Origin of the sequence: Chryseobacterium gambrini (genome assembly GCF_027920505.1) — a bacterium.
GTDB lineage: Bacteria > Bacteroidota > Bacteroidia > Flavobacteriales > Weeksellaceae > Chryseobacterium > Chryseobacterium gambrini.
On record NZ_CP115857.1, the window covers coordinates 1 to 25,844 of the forward strand.

Here is a 25,844-nt window from a genome sequence, read left to right on the forward strand (position 1 = left end):
ATGGATGAAAATTTAATGATGATATGGCAGAAGTGCCTTCAGTTCATGCGCGATAATCTGAACGCAGCTGAAGATAATTCTGATCTGAAAAAACTTGAAAAATCTTTCGATTTACTATTCGATAAGGTTCAGCCGATTTCATTGGTTGAGAATAACCTTACGCTTATGGTACCGAGCGATTTTTACAAGGAATATATTGAGGATAATTACCTGTCCTTGCTTTCGGCTGCCCTGAAGAAAAACATAGGAAAAGGAGTGAAATTATGGTATTCTGTAATGGAAAACAAACCTGCCGGTTTGGAAAGACCCGTTACCATGAATATGAAAGGTAAATCTGTACCTACTCCGAAAGTGCAGGAAACAATGCCGCAAGGTTTTTCTGCCAATATCGTGAATCCATTTGTGGTTCCGGGAATCAGAAAAGTAAATATTGATTCCAACTTAAAATCAGACTTCTCTTTCGATAATTATGTAGAAGGAGAAAGCAACAAATTTGCAGCTACGGTTGCAAGATCTATCGCTAAAAGACCGGGTGCAACAGCGTTTAACCCATTATTTTTATACGGAGGTTACGGTGTTGGTAAAACGCACTTAGGACAGGCTGTAGGTCTGGAAGTAAAAAGCCAGTTTCCGGATAAAGTAGTTTTATATCTGTCTTCCGAAAAATTCATTCAGCAGTTTATTTCGGCTGCAAAAGCACATAAGCAGACCGAGTTTGCGAATTTTTATCAGATGGTTGATGTTTTAATCATTGATGATATTCAGTTCCTTTCCGGGAAATCTGCAACACAGGACAGCTTCTTCCACATTTTCGATCATTTGCATCAGAACGGAAAACAAATCATCCTTACTTCAGATAAAGCTCCGGCAGATATTCTGGATATTCAGGACAGGATTGTTTCCCGATTCAAATGGGGACTTTCTGCAGAGATCAAATCTCCGGATATTTCAACAAGAAAGCAGATCATCATTGATAAATTAAGCCGAGACGGAATCGTTCTTCCGGATGATATGCTGGATTTCCTTGCTGCGGAAGCAAAAACAAACGTAAGAGAACTTATCGGAATCATCAATTCTGTTATTGCTTACTCTACCATTTATAAGCAGGATCTGAGCTTAACTTTACTGAAGGATACCATTAATAAGATTGCATCCAACCAGAAAAAAGTCATCAATATTCCTTACATTCAGGAAGTGGTTTGCGATTATTTCGGAATCAAAAAAGAACAGCTTTTATCCAAAACAAGAAAAAGAGAAATTGCGCTTCCAAGACAATTGGCGATGTATTTTTCTAAAGAGCTAACCAATGCCACTTTCACAAAGATCGGCGAGGAAATGGGCGGAAAAGACCATTCTACGGTAATGTACGCTTGTGATACCATCAAAGATGTTTCCAAGATCGACAAAGAAGTTAAAAAGTATGTGAAGGAATTGGGAGAGAGAATTAAACAGTAAGAAATAATTTAATTTGAATACAGAAAATGGAGAATAATTTTATTCTTCATTTTTTATTTAGTTTTGTTATCTGAAACATTAAAAACTGAGACTGAGATGAAAATATTAATGGTATGTCTGGGAAACATTTGCAGAAGTCCTTTAGCAGAAGGAATTATGAAAGCAAAGGCTCCTGAAAATTTTGTAATAGATTCTGCCGGAACCATTTCCATGCACGAAGGAAATCATCCCGACAAAAGAGCCATTAAAACCGCTTCAAATCACGGAATTGATATTTCGAAACAGAGATCCAGACCGATAAGGTCTGCAGATTTTGAAACATTTGATAAAATCTACTGCATGGATGTGGATGTTTTGGCAGATGTGGTTTCCAAAGCTAAAAATGAAGAACAGCGGAAAAAAGTTTCCTTGTTTCTTGAAGTTTTAGACGATCATGAAAATGCTGAGGTTCCCGATCCTTATTGGGGAGATATGCAGGAATTTGAAGACGTCTATCATTTGCTGGATCGTGGCTGCGATGCTGTTTTAAATAAAATTTCAAAATAATTATGAAGAAATTTTTCATCCTTTTTCTTTTTTGCAGCAGTTTTGCTTTTGCCCAGACAAAAGATGAAATCGCCATCCGTACCATGATGGATGATTTTATGATGTGCATTAAAACCAGAGATGAGGCAAAGTTTGTATCGCTTTTTCAGGATCCGGTTCTCTGGACGGGAGTGTATACAGATCGTACCTATAAAAAAGTTGTAACAGAATATCCCGACGAAAAAAGCTATTTTACAGATAATTACAAAGCCTTCATTAAAAGTTTTAAAGACAATAAATCGGAGGAAAAATTTGATAATGTGAAAATTATCGAAGACGGATCCATTGCTTCCGCTAATTTCGATTACAGTTTCTGGCATGACGGCAAAATGCTGAACTGGGGAAAAGAAATCTGGACGCTGATGAAAACCGACGGCAAATGGAAAATTACTTCCGTTTCTTTTTCCATGGATCTTACAAAATATTACCCACAACCTTCTTTAAAAGAAAGAACAAAAAAATAAAATCATGCTTTTTTTACTTCCTGCTTATCTTTCGGAAAACACTTCTATTACGCATTTTTCACCAGTGATTAAAGAGTATATCATGCAGACCGATTACTTCTTCGTGGAAAATGAAAAAACCGCCAGAAAAGTGGTTAAATTTTTCGCTCCCGAAAAAAAACAGTCGGATCTGAAACTTTTTTTGCTAGATAAATACACAGAAAACGCAGATATTAAAGAAGCGCAGCAACTGATGCTAAAAGGTCAGGATTTTGGATTGCTTTCTGAAGCGGGACTTCCGTGCATTGCAGATCCGGGAAATCTGATGGTAAAATGGTGTCATGAGAAAAACATCCGCGTTATCCCGATTTCAGGACCTTCATCCATTATTTTAGCACTAATTTCCAGTGGTTTTAACGGTCAGGAATTTACCTTCAACGGCTATCTTCCGATTGATAAAAGTGAAAAGAAGAAGCAGATTCTTCATTTAGAAAGTCTGGTTCAGAAGACAGGATATTCGCAGATTTTTATGGAAACGCCTTACAGAAACAACGCGCTTTTTGAAGATCTGACGAAATTTTTATCACCAAACACAAAGCTTTGCATCGCCGCCAATATCAACGATCCTGAACAGGAATTTATTAAAACAAGAACCATAAAAGAGTGGCAGAAGCAAAAACCGGAACTCCATAAAATTCCTACGGTGTTTGTTTTGGGAAAATAGAAGATTTTATAATCTCCCGCAGATTTTACTGATCAGGCAGATTTTTTTAGTGCAAATTTAATCTGCTTAATCTGCAAAATCTGCGGGAGAGATAATTATAACTTATTGACCACTCTTTTAATTCCATCTAAAATATTCGTAGTATTAAAATTAATCAATAATCCGAGTCTTTTATCTGAAAGTTTCAAATAAGTCTGCAATTGCTTGTAATGAATTTCTTCAAGATTTTTTACAGATTTTAATTCCAAGATAACCTTGTCTTCCACCAGAATATCGATTCTGAAATTTAAATCAAACCTTTTGTTGTCATACATAACCGGAATTGCAACTTCTGGCTTCACATCCAGTCCGTTTTCTTCCAGTTCATAAATAAGAATTTTTTGATAGACACTCTCCAAAAGACCTGGTCCAAGACTGTTATATACATTAAAAATGCATTTTCTTACCAAGTAGGAAATTTCATTTTCATTCATTTGTTTTTAATGCAAAATAAAAAAAATATCTTTATTTTTTCTTCCTATTTCTCCATTTTCTCCAAAGAAATACAACCACAGGAATCAGCAGAAAGAAAGGCCAAAGCGAAATAACTCCTAAAAAAAAAGCCACAAAACTGTTCCAGCCTTCCGTTACCGAATCTCCGAAACGGCTTCCGAAACCAATCTTCGAAGTGGCGGAAGTTCTTACTTTTTCTTTGTTTAAACTCAGGTTTAAAGTGCTGTAATTCACGCGATCGTCTATAAAACGAAGTCTGCCTTCCGAAACATCAATTTCATCTTCCAGTTCACGGATGTTTTCCTGAATTTCCAAAATGTCTTTCGTTGTTTTTGCGCTTTTCAGCATATCTCTGTATTTCTCGAGATAAATCTTTTTATTGGCGAGTTTGATGGAAACATCAGTATATTCTTCCGTTACATCATCTGAAGAGATATTTTTAGACAAAACCGAACCGACACCATCTGAAAAAGAATTCACCAAAGCATCGAAATTCTGATGAGGAACTCTGATGGTTAAGTCGATATTTTCCTCATTATCATTATTCTGAAACTCTTCTTTCTGAATATAGGCTTTGTTGCTTTTTACAATGCTACTAACCTGATCCTGAGCTTTTTTAATGTCTCCGACCTGAATTTTTAAATCGCCGTTTTTGATGATTTTTTTGGAAATGGAAGGATTGACTTGAGAGGAAGAGGAATTGTTGTTAGAAGCTATTTTTTCCGAAATTCTGTTTGGCGGCGGTGGCGGTGCTTCTTCCTTTAGAAAAGCTTTGTCAGTATCGTTTGCCGGCATTTCCATTATAACTGCGGCATCTGCAATTTTTTCAGATTTTCCACAATGTATAATAACTAAACAGAATAAAGGCAGAAATAATTTTTTCATGAATACAAGTTTCGGGAATATGATCAAAAATCATGCTTAAAATTGTTTTTTAAAGGATATTTTCTGATAAATATTCAAAATAATTGAAGGTAATTTATGAATTTCTATTTTTAGCCTGATCGCAAATGAAAAATTGAATTTATTTTATATTTTTAATGAATGAAAAAGAGTCTTTTAGCTATCGTTTTTTTACCGTTTATGATGTTTGGTCAGCAAATTCCGAAACTTACCGATGAAATGGCGGTGAGATTATCTGAAAAGCCGCTTCATTGTATCAATCAGGAATATCCGAACAAAACGGCGCATATCATCAATAACGAAAAAGAAGTTCCTTTAAGTCCTAAAGATCTTCATCCCAGTTTTTATGGCTGTTTTGACTGGCACAGTTCTGTTCACGGACACTGGATGCTGCTTCGGCTGCTGAAAACAAAACCCGGTCTTTCCGTGGCAAAAGACATTGAAAACATTCTCGACAATTCATTTAAAAAAGAAAGTTTACAGACTGAAGCCGATTATTTCACCAAATATCAACTAACCGGAACATTCGAAAGAACGTACGGATGGGCATGGTTGCTAAAATTAGACGAAGAACTGGCTACATGGGATCATCCCAAAGCAAAAATATGGCATGAGAATCTAAAGCCTCTTACCGATAAAATTTTAGCTTCGTGGAAGACTTTTTTACCCAAACAAACCTATCCTAACAGAACGGGAGTTCATCCCAATACTGCTTTTGCAATGGTTTTTGCACTCGATTGGGCAAGAGCGACCGGAGATAAAGATTTTGAAAATCAGCTCATTGAAAAGGCAAAATATTTTTATCTGAACAATACCAAAACACCCGCTTATCTTGAACCGGACGGATCGGATTTCTTTTCGCCAAGTCTGGAAATTGCAGATCTGATGCGACGCGTTTTACCCCAAAAAGAATTTGTCGTGTGGTTAAATAATTTCTATGAAAAGCGAAGCCTGGAAAATATTGAAAAAATTCCGGTGGTGAGTGATCTTTCAGATTATCAGACGGTTCATTTAGTTGGCTTATCTTTTTCAAAGGCTTGGTGTATGAAAGGAATCGCTAAATCGCTTCCTGTAAATCATCCTTTGAAACAGAAATTTGAGAAAACAGCCAATGTATTTTTAAACAACGGATTGCCATTGCTTTTTCAGGGAAATTATGGTGGTGATCATTGGCTCGCAAGTTTTGCTGTTTATGCTCTGGAAGATTAATAAGGTTGGAAGTTTGATGCCGGAAGAGGGAAGTTGTATAGCCTGAAAATCAACTTCCATCTTCAATCATCCGTTTCAGTTATCGATCATCATTCATCATTCATCAATCATTAATATTAATATCTGATTCCCAGTTTTTTAAGAATAAAACTCAACAGCCAGATCGGTCCTACCAAAAGAAACTGTAAATCTTTCAGGAAAAAAGGTTTTTTGCCTTCAATCTTATGTCCTACAAACTGAAAAATCCATGTTATTACAAAAACAGCGAGATAAACCATCCACGATTTTTCTTCAAAACGGATGTTGATTCCATAAGCGAAACTTTCCATTAAAATCATCACGAAAAACATAATAAGACCGATTAAAAAAGAAAGTCTGGTGTAAAAAATAGTCACTAAAGCGATGGCTGCAAAGCTTATATAGCTGATTTCGCCGATGTACCTGAAGCCAATTGATTTTGAAGGAATGATAGAAATAAAACCTAAAATTGTCCAGAAAATTAAAGGAACACAGATCCAGTGGATCAGCTTATTGGTCGAGTTTCTGTGGCTTTCGGCGTATTCTGCAAATAGTAAATCGATTTTTCTCATATCTCTAATTTGGAAAACACTAAAATAATAAATTTTTGTGACCGCTCAAGAGATTGCTTTATATTTGTACTATGTCTGTCTTAGAAAAATTCGGAGTTGAAATTTTTACGCAACATAATATTTTCGAGAGAATTTCTGTCGATAAACCGTTCCGTCCTGATAATCCGGCGTTTATCTTTGTGAAAACAGGGAGTATTAAGCTGAAACAGCACTTCCGCGATCTTGAGCTTTCTGCCAATATGTTTATGGTGACGGATCCTCAGACGGTGTACGAAATGATCTCCATCAGCGATGATTTTCAATCGAGAATGGTTTCGTACAAGCGTGAATTTATTTCGGCTTTATCTTTGAAATTCAACAGATTAATTACGTACCGTTATTTCAGGCAGCAGATGAACATTGGTGTTCCTTTCGAACCGGATGAATTGGAAGTCGTCTGGAAAAGTGTAAATTTCCTCAAATACATTCTCGATTCTGAGACAGAAATGACCTACAAGAAAGAAATTGTTGAACATCTTTTTTCCGTTTTCTGTTATCAGATGGCGGGAATTATTTCCAAGGAAGACAGCAATTCCATGAGCCAGATGTCCAGACAGGAAGAAATTGTTTTTATTTTCCTGAACGATCTTGCGCAACACCACACCCATGAGCGAAGCGTGGAGTTCTATGCGCAACGTCAGTCGATTACAACCAGACATCTTTCGGCGGTGGTAAAAGAGATTACGGGAAAGTCGGCAAGCCAGATTATTTCACTGATTGTGATGAACGAGGCAAAAGTGCTGCTGAACTCTTCAAATAAGCCGGTTTCGGAGATTTCAGGTATTCTCGGGTTTAGTGATCCTTATTCTTTTTCGCACTTTTTTAAAAAGCATCTGGGCGAAAGTCCTTCTCAATACAGAAATCAGTTCGAAAACTAAAATCTTACATTTGAACATCTTTTTCCAATTCTTAAACATTTGTTTGAGTTTGTTGCTGCCGTACCTTTGTATCCGTAAAACAAGGTAAAATGGTTAAGAACATAAAAACAGCGCTATCACTCGTGATAGCCTTATTTCCTGCGCTGTTTTTTTCACAGGAAATAAAACAGCTCACTGCAGACGAAGTTGCCGAACTCGCGGTGCAGAATCATCAGCAACTGAAAGTTTCGGCACAGAATATCGACATTGCCAGACAGAATACGGAAGTGGTAAAACTACAGAAACTGCCGAACATTACGGCTTCTACAAGTCAGTTCTACTTAGGCGATGCCGTTGCTATCGACAAAGATTTCTCAAATTCCACAAATGTTCCGATGCCGCACTACGGAAGTTCGTATGCAGTTCAGGCAACACAGCTTATTTTTAAAGGTGGATTGGTGAACAAGTCTATTGAAATGGCGGGACTTCGTGAGCAGCTTTCCAAACTGGATCTGGAAAAGAATAAACAGGACGTAAAACTTCTGGTCATTTCAAATTATCTGGATATTTATAAAATTTTAAATCAGGAAGCAGTTTTTCAGAACAATAAAAAACTGGCTCAGGAAAGACTGAAAAATATTCAGAAATTTTATCAGCAGGGAATGGTGACGAGAAATGAGGTCATTCGAGGTGAACTGGCAATCAAAAATTTAGATCAGGGTATTTTAACGTTAAAAAACAATAAAAAAATTCTGAATTATAATTTAAGCATTGCTTTGGGTTTGCCTACTTATACGGAAATAGTTCCTGTAGAAAGTTTGCAGAACAAAGAATCGGGAATCGGGATTGAATATTATGTAAATCTTGCTCACGACAGCAATCCTTTGCTGAAATCTGCGAAAACAAATATTGATGTTGCCGATAAAAATATTGAAATTATTAAAACCGACAGAATGCCTACAATTTCAGGTTTTGGAGGATATTCTCTGCAAAGACCGATTACAACAAGAAATCCTGTTCTGGATATGTATTCTGGTGGTTGGCAAACGGGGATTTCATTAAGTTACAATATTGATAACCTGTTTAAAACCAAAGAAAAAGTGAAGCTGGGAGAGCTGCAGAAAACACAGGCAAATGATGCCATGACTTTAACGCAGCAGAATATTGATATGGCTGTAAATGCGGCATATACCAAATATCAGGAATCGATTCAGCAAGCGGAAATTTTAAATGATGCTAAAAAATTAGCAGAAGAAAACTACAAAATTACCGAAGCTAAATATCTGAATCAGTTGGCGGTACAGGCGGAAATGATCGACGCGCAGAACCAGAAATTACAATCGGAGCTTGATTATGCGAATGGAGAAATCAATGTGCTGTATCAGTATTATAATCTTTTAAAATCTACCGGAACACTTTAATATTTAAAATTTGAAAAACAAAATGGAAAACAAGGAACAAAATACAACTCGGGCTTCTGCCAATTCAGGAGCTGCAGCCAATAAAAAAGAACGGAAGAAAAACAGAATCAAAGCTGTCATTTCCAACATCGTGGTTTTTGCCGTGATTGGTTTTGGATTGTATTGGCTGATTGCCCAATACTTTCACATCGGTGATAAAACATACACAGAAGCAGCTCAGGTTGAGGAATTTATCAACCCCATCAATACAAGAGTTTCAGCTTACATCAAAGAAATAAAATTCATTGAGCATCAAAAGGTTAAAAAAGGAGATACACTTGTTGTACTGGATGATCGCGAAATTTTAACCCAGATCGGACAGGCGGAAGCAGCATATCAGAATGCTTTGGCGCAAAGAACGGCAACAAGTTCATCGGTGAATACGGTTTCCAATAACGTGAATGTAATGGAATCTAATATTGCCGGAGCAAAAGCAAGACTCTGGAATGCTGAGCAGAATTTAAACCGTTACAAAAACCTTCTGGCTTCCGAAGCGGTGACGAGACAGCAGTACGATCAGGTAAAAACGGAGTATGATGCACAAAAAGCGGCGTATCAGACTTTAATCAACCAGAAACAGTCGGCAAATCTTTCCACGACAGAGGTGAAAAGTAAATTCGGGATCATTGATGCGGAAATTAAACGAACAAAATCCGCATTAGATATGGCGAAAATTAATCTTTCGTACACGGTAATTACTGCACCTTATGACGGAGTGATGGGGAGAAGAACGATTTCTGAAGGACAGTTGATTCAGCCGGGACAACAGGTGGCAACGATTGTTTTGAACGGTCAGAAATGGGTGACTGCCAATTTTCTGGAAAGTCAGATGCCGAATGTAAAAACAGGAGAAAAAATGATGATGACAGCCGATGCATTGGGCGGAAAACAATTTGAAGGAGTGGTTACAGCAATTTCTGCGGCTACAGGTTCGAGATATTCTAATATTCCGACGGATAATTCTACCGGAAATTTCATTAAAGTTCAGCAGAGAATTCCTGTAAGAATTGAGTTTACGCCTTCCAATAAAAAAGAAGATATCGAAAAGCTGAGCGCAGGAATGAATATGAATATTGTGATTAAAAAATAAGAAGGACAGAAAGAAGGATGAGGAACACCGAGGTTAATGTGTTTGGAAAATCATACATCTTCAGACTTTCAGCCTTCAAATCAAATTTTAAAATATGTACAACAAAGGATTATACCGAGATTGGGTACCGAAACCTGTTCAGCTTTTACTGATTGTGCTTTTACTGGCGATCGTGATGCCTTTGGGCGGTGTTTACACAGGAAACATCAGTTATATGGTGGGCGGAACCGGTGCGCTTTCGGAAAATTATATTTTTGCGAATTATGCTTCCACGATCGGAATGGGAGCGGCAATGCCGATTGTTCTGAGACTAAAAATGCGGTTTAAGATCAGGGATAAAATTACAGTTGTTCTGGTTCTTTTGGGAATTTTAAATTACATTAATGCAACCACACTTCAGCCTTCTGTAATCATCGGAAGTTCTCTTCTGATCGGTTTCTTTAAAATGATTGTTGCGATCGAATTATTTTTACCCGTTATGGCAATGGTCGGGAACCGTGGTGTTTTTTACGGCGTTTTTTATTCTTTTATCCTGATTATGAACCAGATTGCGGGATATTATGCCGTAGAAGTTTCGGTTTTGTATAACTGGCAGCAGTTTTTCGTGCTGATTTCGATTTTGTGTTTCGGACTGGCCATTTTGCAGTGGATTTTTATGCACGATCAATATTTTGCTTTAAAAGTCCCGCTTCATTATATTGACTGGCTTAGTATTGTGCTTTTTGTGGCAACGTTTATGTTTTCGGCGTATGTTTTTGCTTTTGGAAAGCAGCAGGACTGGCTGAATTCTAAAAATATCATGAATGGATCGATTGGTGCTTTTGTAAGTTTTGCGCTTTTGGTGACCAGACAGACGCATCTGAAAAGACCTTATTTATCTTTCAAGGTTTTTTCAAAAAGTAATGTTCTTCACGGATTGTTTATGCTTCTTTGTCTGGGAATGTTTATGGCAACGGCAACGTTACAGAATATTTTTGCCGTCGGAGTTTTGGGATACGACCAATTAACGAATGCAAAGCTGAATCTTCTGATGATTCCCGGAATTGTAGCTGCCGGAATTGTGGCGATTATCTGGTTTAAAAGAGACAAACCTGTAAAAATGTATATTTTTTCCGGATTTGCAGCGATGCTGGGATATTCGGTTATTATGTATTTCTCTATGGTTTTGGAGTTTAATTATGACAACTGGTATCTTCCTTTATTCCTGAAAGGTTTTGGGATGACAGTACTTTTTATTTCCGTTTGGTATTACACGCTGGATAAGCTTGAACTTGATGATATGATGGCTGCCATCGGACTGGCTTTGGTCTGGAGAACTTTTCTTACGATCGGCTTCTTTTCGGCGGTATTTTCATGGTTTCAGTACCGTTTTCAGGTGGAAAGTTTAGGAAATCTGGCGGTTTATATGGATGGATTAACGGTGAGTTCACAAAGTGTGGCTGCCAATCTGAAAGGTATTCAGCTCAATGCCATTATTGCTGCCAATAAAAAGATTTTCGGATATATCGTTATTGCTTATTTCGGAATTTTAGGATATATTCTTACGCATCATTTTGGAAGAGAGCGTTTTGTATCCACAAGATTTATAAAAGTGTTAAACGGAAAATCTGTAATTGCCAGAAGAAGACTTTTGGAAAGAAAAAGATTATCCGAAGAAATAAAAGACGCAGCAGGTCCTGCGATGTAAAGAACCTTGTTTTTCATTTACTGAGTCAAAGCTCCATTTTAATTGTAAAGTGGGGCTTTGCGTTTTTAGAATGGTTTAAAATTTTAAAGTTAAAAATTTCGAATGTTAATTTTAGAATTAAAACTTATGATAAACTAATTTCAGAATTAACCGCAAAAGGGACAAAAGATAATGTTAAAGCGAATTTCCAGAATAATCAAAGTGCTCAAAAGAATAAAAATCAAAGATTTTTAAAAACTATTGTGAGCTTTTTCATTGATAATGATCAACTTTAAATAAAAAATTTATTAGATCTTTTGCAGCTTTTGCGGTTAAATAAAAGTTTAAACAGAATTTTAGTTAAATGCGTTTATCACAACAGATGTTCATTTAAAAATTTCAAAAACTTATCTTTGTACCATATATCAAACTATGAAAGATTTAATGGGGAAAGCCATTTGGGATTTTTATCACAACGAAAATCCTGAAGATCTGCAGACCGAAACTTCTATTTCCGAACTGGATGAACTTCCTGTAAAATATCTGTTCCGCGATTTTGACGGAATGAATGCAATCGAGCAAAAAGCCCTGCAACTTGCAAAAGGAAAAACGTTAGACATTGGAGCAGGAGCGGGTTCTCATGCTTTATATCTTCAGAATGAAAAATATCTTGATGTTACCGCATTGGATATTTCTCCGAAATCCATTGAAGTCTGCCAGTTGAGAGGAATAAAGAAAGCGGTTACTGAAAATATGCTTCATTTTTCCGGAGAAACTTTTGATACGATTCTTTTGCTGATGAACGGCACAGGCATTTTCCAAAGTCTTCATGTGATTGATATTTATCTGAAAAAACTTTATTCGCTTCTGAATCCGAACGGTCAGATTTTAATCGACAGTACGGATATTCTGTATATGTTTGATGAAGATGAGGACGGCGGTGTTTACATTCCTGCGGAAGGATATTACGGCGAACTGGATTATATTGTTCATTATAAAGGAGAATCTGAAGATCCGATAAAATGGCTGTATCTGGATTTCAATACCTTAAAAAATGCAGTAGAGAATAATGATTTTAAAATAGAAAAAGTGTTGCAGGAAGAGGATTCTTATTTAGCTAAACTGACTAAAAAATAATTAGTTTTTGTCATTGCGAGGAGCAAAGCGACGAAGCAATCTCAAACTTAAAAAATAACATTCAGACTTAACTTTTCTTAAAGCCTTAACAGAATCTTAATGGTTAAAATTTGAAACATTAAGATTTGAAACATTAAGATTTATTTATATTGTTAAGATTAATAAAAGATTGCTTCGTCGCTTTGCTCCTCGCAATGACAAATAAAAAATCCACATGATTTTTAGTTCATGTGGATTTATTTTTTATCTTAATATTGGATTATCCGATCTCAATACCATTTTCAATATTGCTGTCATCCGGCGTTACGAAAGATAATTTTCCGTCCGCTTTTGTAGTTAAAAGCAGCATTCCCTGAGATTCAATCCCTTTGATTTTTCTTGGGGCAAGATTCAATAAAATCATAACCTGCTTTCCAACAACTTCTTCCGGGGTAAAGCTTTCTGCAATTCCTGAAACTACAGTTCTTACGTCCACTCCTGTATCAACAGTTAGTTTCAGTAATTTATCTGCTTTCTCAACTTTTTCAGCTTCTAAAATAGTAGCTGTTCTTAAGTCGATTTTCATAAAATCATCAAAAGTGATTTCTTCTTTCATAGGTTTTGCGTTAGGATTTGTTTTTTTATTGTTTTGCTTGGTGTCTTCCAATTTCTGGATTTGAGCTTCGATAACATTATCTTCAATTTTTGAGAAAAGAAGAGATGCTTCGTTGATTTTATGACCTGTTTCAATTAAAACAGATTTAGTTTCAATAGTATTCCAATCAGATTTTTGAACATTAAACATATTCAACAATTTCTCAGAGCTGAAAGGCATAAACGGTTCACACAACTGTGCTAAAGCAACTGCAATCTGAGCTCCTACAAATAAAGAATGTGCTGCTTTTTCAGGGTTATCTTTTATTGTTTTCCATGGCTCTTCTGTCTGAAGATACTGGTTTCCGAAACGTGCCAAATTCATTAAAGCTGTTAAAGAATTTCTGAATTCATAGTTTTCTAAAAATCCTGAAATTTCTTTTGCTGATTTGTTAATTTCTTTTAGCTCAGGAGTGTTTACATCACCTTGAGGAACAACCCCATCATAATATTTATGAATTAACACTGCAACTCTGTTGATGAAATTTCCGAAAATTCCAACCAATTCAGAATTATTTTTCGTCTGAAAATCCTTCCACGTAAAATTGTTATCTTTTGTTTCAGGAGCGGATGAAAGCAGGGCATATCTTAATACATCCTGTTGTCCCGGGAAATCTTCTACATATTCGTGCGCCCAAACCGCCCAGTTTCTCGAGGTGGAAATTTTATCGTTCTCAAGATTAAGGAATTCAAAAGCAGGAACATTTTTAGGCATGATATAATCTCCGTGAGCTTTCATCATCGCAGGGAAAATAATACAGTGGAATACAATATTATCCTTTCCAATAAAGTGAACCAAATCACTTTCCTCGCTTTGCCAGTAATCTTTCCAGTTTTTTCCGTTTTTCTCCGCCCATTCTTTCGTGAAAGAGATATATCCGATTGGCGCATCGAACCAAACGTACAATACCTTTCCTTCCGCATTCGGAAGAGGAACCGGAACACCCCAATTCAGGTCTCGGGTCATGGCGCGAGGTTTTAGACCATCATTTAACCATGATTTTACCTGTCCGTAAACGTTGGGTTTCCAATCGTCTTTATGCCCTTCAATAATCCATTCGTTCAGGAAATCTTCGTAATCATTTAATGGTAAGTACCAGTTTTTTGTGTCTTTCAAAATAGGAACGTTTCCGCTTAACATGGATTTCGGATTAATCAATTCCGAAGGTGAAAGGGTAGTACCGCATTTTTCACACTGGTCTCCATAAGCGTTCTCATTGCCGCAGTTCGGACAGGTTCCGACGATGTATCGGTCTGCCAAGAATTCTCCAGCCTGTTTGTCGAAATACTGCTCAGACATTTCTTCGGTGAACTTTCCTTTTTCATAAAGAACCTTAAAGAAATCCTGACTAGTCTCGTAATGTTTCGGAGAGGTTGTTCTGGAATATTCGTCAAAAGAAATCCCCAAATCTGAAAAAGATTTTTTAATGATTTCGTGGTATTTGTCTACAATATCCTGTGGCGTAACCCCTTCTTTTTTAGCTCTTATGGTAATGGGAATTCCGTGTTCATCGCTTCCGCAGATAAACGCTACATCTTTCCCCAATCTTCTCTGAAATCTCGCATATACATCCGCAGGAATATAAACACCTGCCAAATGTCCTATATGAACCGGTCCGTTTGCATATGGCAATGCCGCCGTAATCATCTTTCTGTTTGACATTTATAGTAAAGTTTTAGGGTGCAAAGATAAGCATTATCCATGAAAATCTGATATTGTCTGTATTTTGAAGCTTTACGGGTAATTTGAGGATGTTAAATATTACATTTAGTTAAACGAATGTTTAACTTTTTGTTAATTTTAAACCAGTATTATGTATTGCATATTTTAATGTAACGATTTGAAAAATAAATATTTAACTTAAATGGATCGTTTAATATACATAAATTTATGTTAATTTTAAATAAATTTATCATAATTATAATTTTTTTATAAATTGCAACGCAAGCAGGAATGCTTATTTAACAAGAACGAAACTATATAAAAGAAATATTGTGAAAAACTTTACAACGGTATTAAAAATTGCGCCTGCATTTTTATTGGCAAGTACAATGATTCATGCGCAAACAAAAGACTCTGCTACGAAAGAGAAAAAAATAGAAGAGGTTGTTTTGATTGGGTATGGTAAACAGAAGAAAACGGATCTTACGGGAGCAATTACTTCTGTCACTGCTAAAGATTTTAATGGAGGAGCCACTTCTCCGGGACAGCTTATCCAAGGCAAAACGCCGGGTGTTCAAATTACAACTAATAGTGGAGCACCAGGTTCAGGAACATCAATTCGTGTACGTGGTATTTCTTCATTAACAGGTAATAATACTCCTTTAATTGTTATTGATGGTGTACCTCAGGATTTTGTAGGAATAAGTGGAGCTTCTGATCCTCTATCCCTCATAAATCCAAATGATATTCAGAGCTTCGATATCTTAAAAGATGCATCTTCTACTGCAATTTATGGTAACAGAGCCTCAAATGGTGTTATTTTAATTACAACAAAACAGGGATCCGCAGGCAAATTAAAAATTAACTTCTCAACCCTTGCTTCTGTATCTGAAAAGATGGGTAATGTAGATGTTTTAGATGCAGATTCTTTTAGAAATTTTGTAAATACTTATGCTCCTAACAGTTATAAATCTCGATTAGGAAGTGCAAATACAAACTGGCAGGATCAGATATACAGACAAGGATGGGGAACAGATAATAATCTTTCTCTTACAGGAGGAATTAAAGGATTGCCTTATCGTCTATCTGTTGGTTACAATGAACAAAATGGTATTGTAAGAACAAATTCATTTAGAAGAACATCATTAGGCGTAAATTTAAATCCTAAATTCCTTGATAATCATTTAACAGTAAATGTAAATGCAAAAGGAACATTTACAGATAATCAATTTCCTGCTGGAGGAGTAATTGGTGATGCAACTTATTTTGATCCGACTCAGGCTGTTTATTCTGGTAATTCCAATTATGGAGGTTATTATGAATGGCTATTAAATGGTGCTTTAAATGTGAACGGAACCCCAAATCCTTTAGCAAAGCTTGAAGCTACAAGAGATATATCTTCTGTTGTAAGAGGCTTAGGAAATATTCAGCTCGATTATAAGTTACACTTTCTACCAGATTTACATTTTAATGTAAATGCAGGATATGATTATAGCAAAAGTAATGGTTCAACTACGGTAAGTCCATTATATAAAGTAGGTTTTGCTAACAAAGGATCTTATAGAGAATATAGCCAGGAGAAAAAAAACAGCTTATTGGAAACTTTCCTGAGCTACACTAAAAATATTAATGCTATAGATACTAATGTGGATATTGTTGGTGGATATTCTTATCAGGATTTTAGAAATTATGTACCTTTTGCACCAACATTTACAGGGGTAAATCCTCCAACGGTGGGAAATAACTATGAAGACAGAAAAGTTCTGGTTTCTTTTTATGGTCGTGGAATTTTTACTATTGCTAATAAGTATATTATTTCGGCTTCTGTAAGAAGAGATGGTTCTTCAAGATTCTATAATGGATCAACAGATAATCTTTGGGGTGTTTTTCCAGGTGTTTCTGTAGCTTGGAAAATTAATGAAGAAGGTTTCTTAAAAAATATTTCTGCAATTTCTAATTTAAAGTTGAGAGCAGGATGGGGAAAAACGGGTAATCAGGAAATCACAGGTGGTACATATCCTGCATATGCTGCATATAATCCAAGCCAGAGTGGAGCCTCTTATCAATTTGGCAATCAATATTATTTCATGTATAGACCTAATATTTATAATCCCAATCTAAAATGGGAAACCACAACAACAAAAAGTTTAGGTTTAGATTTTGGGTTTGCAAAAAACAGAATATATGGTTCTTTTGATGTATATCAGAAAAAGACTGAAGATCTGATTTTGGATTCTCCTATCGCTGCAGGAGATTTAAGTAACCATAATATTCTGAATGTTGGAAATATGGAAACAAAAGGGATCGAAGGTTCAATAACTTTTGTACTTATTAAGACAGAAAAAACAACTTGGGAGTTTTCTTTTAACGCAACCCATTATAATTCAAAAATTACAAAATTGGTAAATGGAGCTGATGATAGTTTCAATTTGCCGGTAGGTGGAATTGCGGGTGGCGTAGGGAATACTATTCAAGCACACGCAGTAGGATATCAGCCATTCTCTTTTTATGTATATCAACAGGTTTACGACAATGGTGGAAAACCTATAGATGGGGTATATGTAGACAGGAACGAAGATGGTGTTGTTAACGCAAAAGATATGTATTATTACAAATCAACACAACCGGATGCTATTTTAGGGTTTAATACAAAATTAACACATAATAACTGGGATTTTGGGTTTAGCGCAAGAGCTGTTTTAGGAAATTATGTTTACAATAATGCTGCATCTAACAGTTCATTACAATCTGCTGCAACAAATGATTATTTACAAAATGTATACTCTACAACTCCTGATTATAAATTCTCTCTTCCAAGATATCTTTCGGATATTTTTATAGAGAATGCATCTTTCTTCCGATTGGATAATGTAAATGTCGGATATAATTTTAAAGACTTTATGTACAAAGGAAGTAATTTAAGAATATATGGAATGGCGCAAAATGTTTTTGTGATTACCAAATATTCTGGGGTAGATCCTGAGATTTTTGGAAATATTGATAATGGATATTATCAGATGCCAAAAGTGTATTCATTAGGTCTTAATTTTCAATTTTAATAAGTATGAAAAGAATAAAATTTAACAAAATAAATACAGCAGTAGTACTTTTTGGTCTACTTGCTACAACTTCGTGTGTTAATGATCTTGAACAGTCTCCTATTACAGATGTAACCTCTGTAAGTGTCTTTAAGGATTTTGCAAATTACCCTAATGCCTTAGCAAAAGTGTATGGAGGCTTTGCAAATGGAGGTCAGGAATCAGGTGGAGGAAATGCCGATATCAATGGTATTGATGGAAATTTTTCTCAATACACCAGACAGCTTTTTACAATGCAAAACTTGCCAACAGATGAAGCTGTTATCGCATGGAATGATGGTACTTTGCAAACAATTCATAAGATGACTTGGGACTCTCAAAATGAATTTATCAGTGCTTTATACTATAGAATATATACGGAAATTGCATTTTGTAATGAATTTTTGAGAAATGTTACCGATGAAAAACTGGCTTCAAATAATATTACAGGAGCTAATCTTACGGAAGCAAAATATATGAGAGCTGAAGTACGTTATCTTAGAGCATTATCTTATTATCATGCACTTGATCTATTTGGTAATGTTCCATTTGTAAAAGAAGATTACCTACCTGGATCAGTAAGTCCGCCACCAAGAATTACGAGAGCAGAACTTTTCAATTTTGTAGAATCTGAATTAAAAGATGTAGAAGGTCAACTTAAAGATCCAAAAACAAATGCATACGCCAGAGCTGATAAAGCGGCTGCATGGTCTTTATTAGCCAGATTATATTTAAATTCTGGAGTTTATAATGGTTCAAATCATTATACAGATTGTATTACTTATTGTAATAAAGTTATTCAGGCTGGATATTCTTTAAAAACCAAATACGGAGATTTATTTTTAGCTGATAACGACAAAAATAATCCTGAAGTAATTTTGCCTATTGCATTTGACGGACAGAGAATTCAAACATATGGAGGAACTACTTATATGGTACACGCTGCAGTAGGAGGTAGTATGCCCGCTTCACAGTTTGGAATTAATGGCGGTTGGGGAGGTCTTAGAACTACAAAGGCTTTCGTAAATTTATTTGCAGGCAACAGTTCCGATCAAAGAGGTAATTTTTATACAAACGGTCAAAACTTAGAAATTAACGATCTGGGAACCTTTACAGATGGATATGGTTTTATTAAATATAAAAATGTTACCAGTTCTGGTGTTGCAGGATCTGATAATGCAGGTAACTTTGTAGATTCAGATATTGCAGTTTTTAGGTTAGCAGATATCTATCTAATGTATGCGGAAGCTACATTAAGAGGCGGTTCTGGCGGAAATCTTACTACTGCAATTGGATATGTTAATGCACTTAGAACCAGAGCAGGAGCAAGTACTATAGCATCTATCAATACAGATTATATACTTGATGAAAGAGGAAGAGAGCTTTCATGGGAATTTACCAGAAGAACAGATTTGATCAGATACGGTAAATTTACAACAGCTTCATATTTATGGCCTTGGAAGGGAGGAATAAAAGATGGAAAAGCTGTAGAAGATTTTAGAAATCTTTATCCTATTCCGGCTAAAGATATTATTGCGAATCCAAATTTAATTCAGAATCCTGGGTATTAACAAAAAACACTTTTTTAAAATGAAACATTTATTTAAAATATTCACACTGTTTGCGGTAGCATTTATTATTTCTTCTTGCGAGAAAGATGAGGATCTAGCTGTTGTAAACGATGGGACGAATCCAACAGTTTCTGCAAATAAAACTTCAGTTGTTTTAATTAACAATCAGTCTGCCAATGAGGCTGTTGCGTTTAATTGGGTAAACTCAGATTTTGGGGTTCCTATTCAAATTACCAATCAATTGCAATTTGCTCTTAAGGGAACGAATTTTGCCGCTCCAAAAATTGTTGAGCTTTCAGCAGGGGCTAAATCTTACAGTATGATCGGAAATGATCTTAACAATATAATTTTAGGATTAGGAGTTACATCTGTTACAGCTACAGATATTGAAGTTAGGATAAAGTCAACGGCTGTTGGTAAAACTCACTATTCAAATGTAATTTCATTAAAAGTTACACCATTTATTAATGGTCCTATTTATACTTATACAGATTTATACTTAATAGGTGATGCTACAGCAGGAGCATGGGATAATGTAGCAACAAATGCGAAAATTTACCCATTATTAAAATCCTCAACTCCCAATGTATATACTTATACAGGATATTTTGCACAAGGTGGATTTAAAATTATTAAAACTCCAGGATCTTGGGATCCTCAGTATGGTATGGGTTCATCTGCAGGAATATTAAGTACAAGCGGAGGTTCTGGAAATATTACTATTAGTGGGTCAGGATATTATAAAGTTACTATTAATACATCTTCCTTAACTTACACTGTTACCCCTGTAACACCTTCAACAACTACGTATACATCTATTTCTTTAATCGGTCCTGCCGCTGGAGGTTGGTCTACGGATTTAGATTTAGAGAAATCTACTTTTGATCCTCATGTATGGGTGAAGAAAAATGTAATGTTAAGTTCAGGAGAGTTTAAGTTCAGAGCTAATCATGATTGGGGAACAAACTGGGGATTATCTCAGCAGTACTTTGGAACAGCATTATTGGGTGGAGGGAATATCCCTTTAGCAACAACATTTAATTATAATGTTTATTTTAATGATATGACAGGTGATTTCTCTGTAATTCCAGCGAATTAATCAAATCATGTTTCCAATAATAATTTTAAATTGAATTTTACATAGCAAAGTGTTGCTTTTCGGCAACACTTTCTTTATTTTTAAAGTCTATAAATAGTCATTATGAAGAAAATTACAGCAGGAGCAATCATGCTCTCTATGATGTTTGCGGGTGTTAATGCACAATCTTTAAAATCGCCGGATGGAAAGTTCGAAATGGATTTCCAGTTGAAACAGGGCGTACCTTATTACAATCTTAAATATAACGGGAAAACGATCGTCGAAGATTCCAAATTGGGACTCAGATTATTTAAAGATACTTCAATAAAATTTGCCTCAGAAATTGCAAAACCGGAAGATGTAAAATTCGATCTCAACAACGGTTTTACCAAAGTAGACGAAAAGCGTGATGCTAAAAACGAAACGTGGCAGCCTGTTTTAGGAGAAAAGAAAAACTATATCAATCATTACAATGAATTGGCGGTGACGCTTAATCAGACTTCCACAGACAGAAATATCGTGGTGAAATTCAGACTGTTTAATGATGGTTTAGGTTTCAGATACGAATTTCCTCAGCAGAAAAATCTCAATTATTTCGTAATTAGAGAAGAAGATTCTGAAATTGATTTTCCTACAGATATGAAATCCTGGTGGATTGTTGCAGATTATGATTCTCAGGAATACCAGTATCAGGAAACAAAACTTTCTGAAATTCCTGCAAGATGGCCGAAAGCTGCAGATGCAAACGCTTCGCAGACTTTAATTAAAAATGCCGTTCAGTCGCCGGTAATGTTGAAGCAGGAAGGAAAAGAGCCATTATACATCAATGTTGCTGAAGCTGCCGTTTTAGATTATCCGGCCTCTCACTTAGAAGTTGATGCACAGAATTTTAAATTAAAAACACATCTTACAGCAGACAGACAGGGTGCGAAAGGTTACATTCAGACTCCTTCCGTAACTCCCTGGAGAACCATTATCGTTGCTCCGAAAGCAGAAGAGGTGATGGATTCTAAAATGCTTTTCAATCTTAACGAACCTACGAAATATACCGATACTTCTTACATCCACCCAACAAAATACATGGGAGTATGGTGGGAAATGATCATCGGAAAATCTCAATGGGCTTACGGACAGCCGGAATCGAATGTACGTCTTGGTGTAACAGATTTTTCTAAACTGACACCAAACGGAAAACATGGAGCCAACAATACAAAAGTGAAAGAATATATAGATTTCGCAGCAGAAAATGGTTTTCAGGGACTTTTGATTGAAGGCTGGAATGTTGGTTGGGAAGACTGGTTCGGTCATTCAAAAGAATTTGTTTTCGATTTCATTACTCCTTATCCTGATTTCGACATCAAGATGTTAAACGATTACGCACATTCCAAAGGCATCAAACTGATCATGCACCACGAAACTTCAGGTTCTGCAACGAACTATGAAAGATGGGCAGACAAAGCGTATCAGTTAATGAATAAGTACGGTTATGATGCCGTGAAAACTGGGTACGTAGGAGACATGATCCCAAGAGGAGAACATCATTATTCTCAATGGACAATCAACCATTTTTACAGAATTGCTGAAAAAGCAAATGAATATAAAATTATGGTAAACTCCCATGAATCTGTTCGTCCGACAGGAGAAAGCAGAACATATCCAAACTATATCTCTGCGGAAGCAGCGCGTGGAACGGAATATGAAGCTTTCGGAGGAAACAATCCGGATCATCAGACCATTCTTCCGTTTACAAGATGGATGGGAGGTTCGATGGATTATACCCCGGGAATTTTCCAGACAAAACTGGATTACTATTTTCCCGGAGACAAGCGTTTCGTAAAAACAACTTTGGTAAAACAGTTAGCGCTTTATGTAGTAATGTATATGCCTCTTCAGATGGCGGCAGATTTGCCTGAAAATTACAAAAAGCACATGGATGCCTTCCAGTTTATCAAAGATGTTGCAGCAGACTGGGACGATACGAAAATCTTATCGGCAGAACCGGGAGATTACATCATCACGGCAAGAAAAGCAAAAGGAACTGAAAACTGGTTCGTAGGTGGAATTACCGATGAAAACAAACGTGATTACACTGTAGATTTTTCTTTCTTAGACAAAGGAAAAAAATATGAAGCTACGATTTACGAAGATGGAAAAGATGCGGATTACATCAATAATCCTCAAAGCTATAACATCTACAAAAAAGAAATCACAAGCAAATCTAAAATTAATTTTAAAATGGTACGAAGCGGAGGTTTTGCCATCTCTATCAAACCTGTAAAATAATTTTAATAAACTAAAAACCTTACAGATTTTCTGTAGGGTTTTTTTAACACTTGTTCCTATGATAAAAAGAATTTTTACCCCCATTCAGATGCCATTTTGGTGGCAGGATCTGCTGTTTGCTGTTCCAAGAATAGTTTGCGGATATTTACTGACGAGCGACTTCGGTGCAGCAAAATTCGGTTTGCCGTGGTCTCCCGCAGACAATAATTTGAAATTTTTTGAAGTGGCTTTCTGGTTTCCGAATGATGTCGCAGAATATGGTGGTATTTTCGCCATGTTTCCTGCGTTTTTTGCTTGGATGGGAGCATTCAGTGAAGCAGTGGGCGGAATTTTTTTATTGTTAGGATTATTAACAAGACCTTTTGCAGTGCTTATTTTCATTACCATGTTTGTCGCTGCATTTTTTCAGCAGATGAATCAGGGAGTCTGGAATATGCTTCCTGCAATGGGAATGATGTGGGTGAGCTTATTTTATAGTATTTTAGGCTCCGGAAGATTTGGGTTAGATTATATAATTGCTAAAAAAATGATCCGATGAAAAAATTAGTATTTCTTATAATCTCCTGTTTTCTGATGTTCAGTTGTGTTCAGAAAGCCTATAATCAGACTGTAATTTATACAATTGAGATTCCGGATTCTGAAGGAGTTATCTCTGTAGGAATCAGAGGGAATGACAAACCTTTGAATTGGGATCAGGATATGGAGCTTAAAAAAATTAATAATAAAGGTTTTTATCAGGTAAAAGTCACTTATCTTACAGGATATAAATTTACTGAAGTAAAATTTACCCGCAACGGAGAATATGAACTTCAGAATATGCCTAATCGGAGAATTGAGTTTAATCCTTCTGGAGTTACCCAATACAAAGCCGTTTTTAATCAGCCACTAAAATAAATACTAAAATCATTCATATTATATTAATTATATTAAAAAAATATGCGTCATAAACTTTTTTACATAACAACGCTTTGTGCATCCTCTTTATTTTTTTCACAGATTCAGAAAGTAGAACCTGCATTCTGGTGGAAAGGAATGAAAAATCCGGAACTTCAGATTCTGGTGTATGGAAAAGATATTGCTAAAAACGAAATAGAGCTTTCAGACGGTGTTCAGATCAAAGATATTCAGAAAGTTGAAAATCCGAACTATGTTTTTGTAACCGTTAATACCAATGAAATTAATGTTCCGAAGTTTAAAATCAATATTAAAAACGGAAAGAAAAATATAAGTTCTTACACTTATGAATTAAAGCAAAGAAATCCTGATTCTTCAAACAGAGAATCCTATTCTTCCAAAGATGTGATGTACCTCATCATGCCCGATCGTTTTGCGAACGGTGACGAAAAAAACGACTCCAGCCCGAATTTAACCGAAAAAGCAAACCGAAATCTTCCTAACGGCAGACATGGAGGAGATCTGCGCGGGATCATCAACAATTTAGATTATATTCAGAACCTTGGAGCAACTGCAGTCTGGCTTACTCCAGTTAATGAGGACAACGAAAAAGTATATTCTTACCACGGATATGCACAGACCGATTTATACAAGATCGATGAACGTTACGGAACCAACGAAGAGTATAAAGAACTTTCCCAAAAACTGAATCAGAGAAAAATGAAGCTCGTAATGGATTATGTAACCAATCATTGGGGAGTTTCGCACTGGATGATCAAAGATCTGCCTACAAAAGACTGGATTCACTGGTTCAGTGATGGAGAAAATGGTTTTAAACGTTCCAACTATAAAACAACCACTCAGTTTGATACAAACGCTTCTGAGGTAGATAAAAAATTAGCTTTGGACGGATGGTTTGATACGACAATGCCCGATATTAACCAGAAAAATCCTTTGGTTTTAAAGTATTTGACTCAGAATGCAATCTGGTGGATCGAGTATGCCGAACTGGGAGGCTTTCGGGTAGATACCTATCCTTACAACGATAAAGAAGCCATGGCAAAATGGGCAAAAGCCATTACAGATGAATATCCTAATTTCAATATTGTAGGAGAAGCATGGCTGTACTCCAGCGCACATATCGCAGCATGGCAAAAAGATTCTAAAATAGGAGAGGCAGCAAATTATAATTCAAATCTTCCTTCTGTAATGGACTTTACGTTATATTCTGATCTGCCGAAAGCCTTGAAAGAAAAAGACGGTTGGGATTCCGGAATGGTAAAATTATACAATGTTTTTACAAGCGATTTCCTGTACCCGAATATCAATAACCTTTTGGTGTTTTTTGAAAATCACGATACCGAAAGATTTAACGAAGTTTTCAACGGAAATCCTTCAGAATACAAACTGGCAATGACTTTAATATCGACAGTTCGCGGAATTCCACAGTTGTATTATGGCTCTGAAGTGGGAATGCGCGGCGACAAAAACAAAGGGGGCGATGCAGACATCAGAAGAGATTTTCCGGGCGGCTGGAAATCAGATAAGATCAATGCTTTCAATCCTTCAACTCAGACTCCTGAGCAAAAAGAATTTTACGATTTTACCCAGAAGTTGCTGAACTGGAGAAAAGGCAAAGAAGTCATTCATACAGGAAAAACAAAGAATTTTGTTCCGCAGAATAATGTTTTTGTGTATTTTAGATATAATGAAAAAGAAAGCGTAATGGTCATTTTAAATAATAATGATGCCGAACAAACGATAGACGTGAAGCATTTCGCAGAATCTCTGAACGGTTTTTCAAAAGGGAAAGACATCATTTCCGGCAAAGAATTTCCGGTAAAGGACAATTTTAAAATTCCTGCAAAATCATCAATGGTTATTGAATTGAATTAAAACTAAGTTTCACAATTAAAATCTTTGTGATCTTACCTAAGTGAAACGCCTTTGCGAACTTAAAGACAGTTAGTAGTTAAAAAGAAAACTTTGAGCTCT

21 protein-coding genes are annotated in these 25,844 nt (G+C 36.0%); 17 read left to right on the forward strand and 4 right to left on the reverse strand.

The window, feature by feature from the left end:
• The 4 genes from dnaA (at position 1) to PFY09_RS00020 (ending at position 3,207) form a co-directional block, all read left to right on the forward strand.
• Positions 1-1,455 (forward strand): chromosomal replication initiator protein DnaA, encoded by a 1,455-nt coding sequence (dnaA, locus tag PFY09_RS00005; RefSeq protein ID WP_076393394.1) that lies wholly within the window; start codon positions 1-3, stop codon positions 1,453-1,455.
• Between the two features lie 96 nt (positions 1,456-1,551).
• On the forward strand, positions 1,552-2,001 hold the full coding sequence (locus PFY09_RS00010) for a low molecular weight protein-tyrosine-phosphatase (protein WP_271160960.1): 450 nt from the start codon (positions 1,552-1,554) through the stop codon (positions 1,999-2,001).
• Positions 2,002-2,003: 2 nt separating this feature from the next.
• Positions 2,004-2,504 carry a Cif family virulence factor gene (locus PFY09_RS00015; protein WP_271160961.1) on the forward strand — a complete coding sequence of 167 codons (501 nt, stop codon included), beginning with the start codon at positions 2,004-2,006 and terminating at the stop codon, positions 2,502-2,504.
• A gap of 4 nt (positions 2,505-2,508) precedes the next feature.
• Positions 2,509-3,207, forward strand: a complete 699-nt coding sequence (locus PFY09_RS00020; RefSeq protein ID WP_271160962.1) for an SAM-dependent methyltransferase — start codon at positions 2,509-2,511, stop codon at positions 3,205-3,207.
• 95 nt (positions 3,208-3,302) lie between these two features.
• Here the strand turns inward: PFY09_RS00020 and PFY09_RS00025 are convergent, their stop codons facing one another.
• Positions 3,303-3,680, reverse strand: a complete 378-nt coding sequence (locus tag PFY09_RS00025; protein WP_076393402.1) for a GxxExxY protein — start codon at positions 3,678-3,680, stop codon at positions 3,303-3,305.
• 31 nt (positions 3,681-3,711) lie between these two features.
• On the reverse strand, positions 3,712-4,584 hold the full coding sequence (locus PFY09_RS00030; RefSeq protein ID WP_271160963.1) for a DUF4349 domain-containing protein: 873 nt from the start codon (positions 4,582-4,584) through the stop codon (positions 3,712-3,714).
• Between the two features lie 159 nt (positions 4,585-4,743).
• Here PFY09_RS00030 and PFY09_RS00035 point away from each other — a divergent pair, with 159 nt between their 5' ends.
• Complete coding sequence (locus tag PFY09_RS00035) at positions 4,744-5,811, forward strand: DUF2891 domain-containing protein (RefSeq protein WP_271160964.1); 1,068 nt, start codon at positions 4,744-4,746, stop codon at positions 5,809-5,811.
• A gap of 116 nt (positions 5,812-5,927) precedes the next feature.
• On the opposite strand, the gene PFY09_RS00040 is transcribed toward PFY09_RS00035, so the two are convergent.
• Positions 5,928-6,401: an Mpo1 family 2-hydroxy fatty acid dioxygenase gene (locus tag PFY09_RS00040; protein WP_271160965.1), complete on the reverse strand. Its 474-nt coding sequence runs from the start codon at positions 6,399-6,401 to the stop codon at positions 5,928-5,930.
• Between the two features lie 71 nt (positions 6,402-6,472).
• Here PFY09_RS00040 and PFY09_RS00045 point away from each other — a divergent pair, with 71 nt between their 5' ends.
• The 5 genes from PFY09_RS00045 (at position 6,473) to PFY09_RS00065 (ending at position 12,650) form a co-directional block, all read left to right on the forward strand.
• Positions 6,473-7,318 (forward strand): helix-turn-helix domain-containing protein, encoded by an 846-nt coding sequence (locus PFY09_RS00045; protein ID WP_087710908.1) that lies wholly within the window; start codon positions 6,473-6,475, stop codon positions 7,316-7,318.
• Between the two features lie 89 nt (positions 7,319-7,407).
• A complete protein-coding gene (locus tag PFY09_RS00050; protein ID WP_271160966.1) occupies positions 7,408-8,718 on the forward strand; it encodes a TolC family protein in 1,311 nt (436 codons plus the stop codon).
• A gap of 22 nt (positions 8,719-8,740) precedes the next feature.
• On the forward strand, positions 8,741-9,847 hold the full coding sequence (locus tag PFY09_RS00055; RefSeq protein ID WP_271160967.1) for an HlyD family secretion protein: 1,107 nt from the start codon (positions 8,741-8,743) through the stop codon (positions 9,845-9,847).
• Positions 9,848-9,941: 94 nt separating this feature from the next.
• The gene (locus PFY09_RS00060; protein ID WP_271160968.1) at positions 9,942-11,534 is read left to right on the forward strand and encodes an MFS transporter; all 1,593 of its coding nucleotides are present in this window, start codon (positions 9,942-9,944) and stop codon (positions 11,532-11,534) included.
• Positions 11,535-11,945: 411 nt separating this feature from the next.
• Positions 11,946-12,650 (forward strand): class I SAM-dependent methyltransferase, encoded by a 705-nt coding sequence (locus tag PFY09_RS00065; RefSeq protein WP_271160969.1) that lies wholly within the window; start codon positions 11,946-11,948, stop codon positions 12,648-12,650.
• A 259-nt stretch (positions 12,651-12,909) separates the two neighbouring features.
• Here PFY09_RS00065 and metG read toward each other — a convergent pair whose 3' ends face one another.
• Complete coding sequence (gene metG, locus PFY09_RS00070) at positions 12,910-14,946, reverse strand: methionine--tRNA ligase (RefSeq protein ID WP_271160970.1); 2,037 nt, start codon at positions 14,944-14,946, stop codon at positions 12,910-12,912.
• 332 nt (positions 14,947-15,278) lie between these two features.
• On the opposite strand from metG, the gene PFY09_RS00075 reads away from it, so the two are divergent.
• From PFY09_RS00075 to PFY09_RS00105, 7 genes are all read left to right on the forward strand, one after another.
• Complete coding sequence (locus tag PFY09_RS00075; protein WP_271160971.1) at positions 15,279-18,005, forward strand: SusC/RagA family TonB-linked outer membrane protein; 2,727 nt, start codon at positions 15,279-15,281, stop codon at positions 18,003-18,005.
• A gap of 5 nt (positions 18,006-18,010) precedes the next feature.
• Complete coding sequence (locus tag PFY09_RS00080) at positions 18,011-19,594, forward strand: RagB/SusD family nutrient uptake outer membrane protein (RefSeq protein ID WP_271160972.1); 1,584 nt, start codon at positions 18,011-18,013, stop codon at positions 19,592-19,594.
• Positions 19,595-19,613: 19 nt separating this feature from the next.
• Positions 19,614-20,693 carry a SusE domain-containing protein gene (locus tag PFY09_RS00085; RefSeq protein WP_271160973.1) on the forward strand — a complete coding sequence of 360 codons (1,080 nt, stop codon included), beginning with the start codon at positions 19,614-19,616 and terminating at the stop codon, positions 20,691-20,693.
• Between the two features lie 102 nt (positions 20,694-20,795).
• Complete coding sequence (locus PFY09_RS00090; RefSeq protein WP_108409675.1) at positions 20,796-22,955, forward strand: glycoside hydrolase family 97 protein; 2,160 nt, start codon at positions 20,796-20,798, stop codon at positions 22,953-22,955.
• Between the two features lie 58 nt (positions 22,956-23,013).
• Positions 23,014-23,493: a DoxX family protein gene (locus tag PFY09_RS00095; protein WP_076393441.1), complete on the forward strand. Its 480-nt coding sequence runs from the start codon at positions 23,014-23,016 to the stop codon at positions 23,491-23,493.
• The gene (locus PFY09_RS00100; protein WP_271160974.1) at positions 23,490-23,849 is read left to right on the forward strand and encodes a hypothetical protein; all 360 of its coding nucleotides are present in this window, start codon (positions 23,490-23,492) and stop codon (positions 23,847-23,849) included. Before PFY09_RS00095 ends, PFY09_RS00100 begins: the two co-directional genes overlap by 4 nt.
• A gap of 42 nt (positions 23,850-23,891) precedes the next feature.
• Entirely contained in the window at positions 23,892-25,745 is a 1,854-nt protein-coding gene (locus PFY09_RS00105; RefSeq protein ID WP_271160975.1) for a glycoside hydrolase family 13 protein, read from the forward strand.
• Positions 25,746-25,844 lie beyond the last annotated feature (99 nt).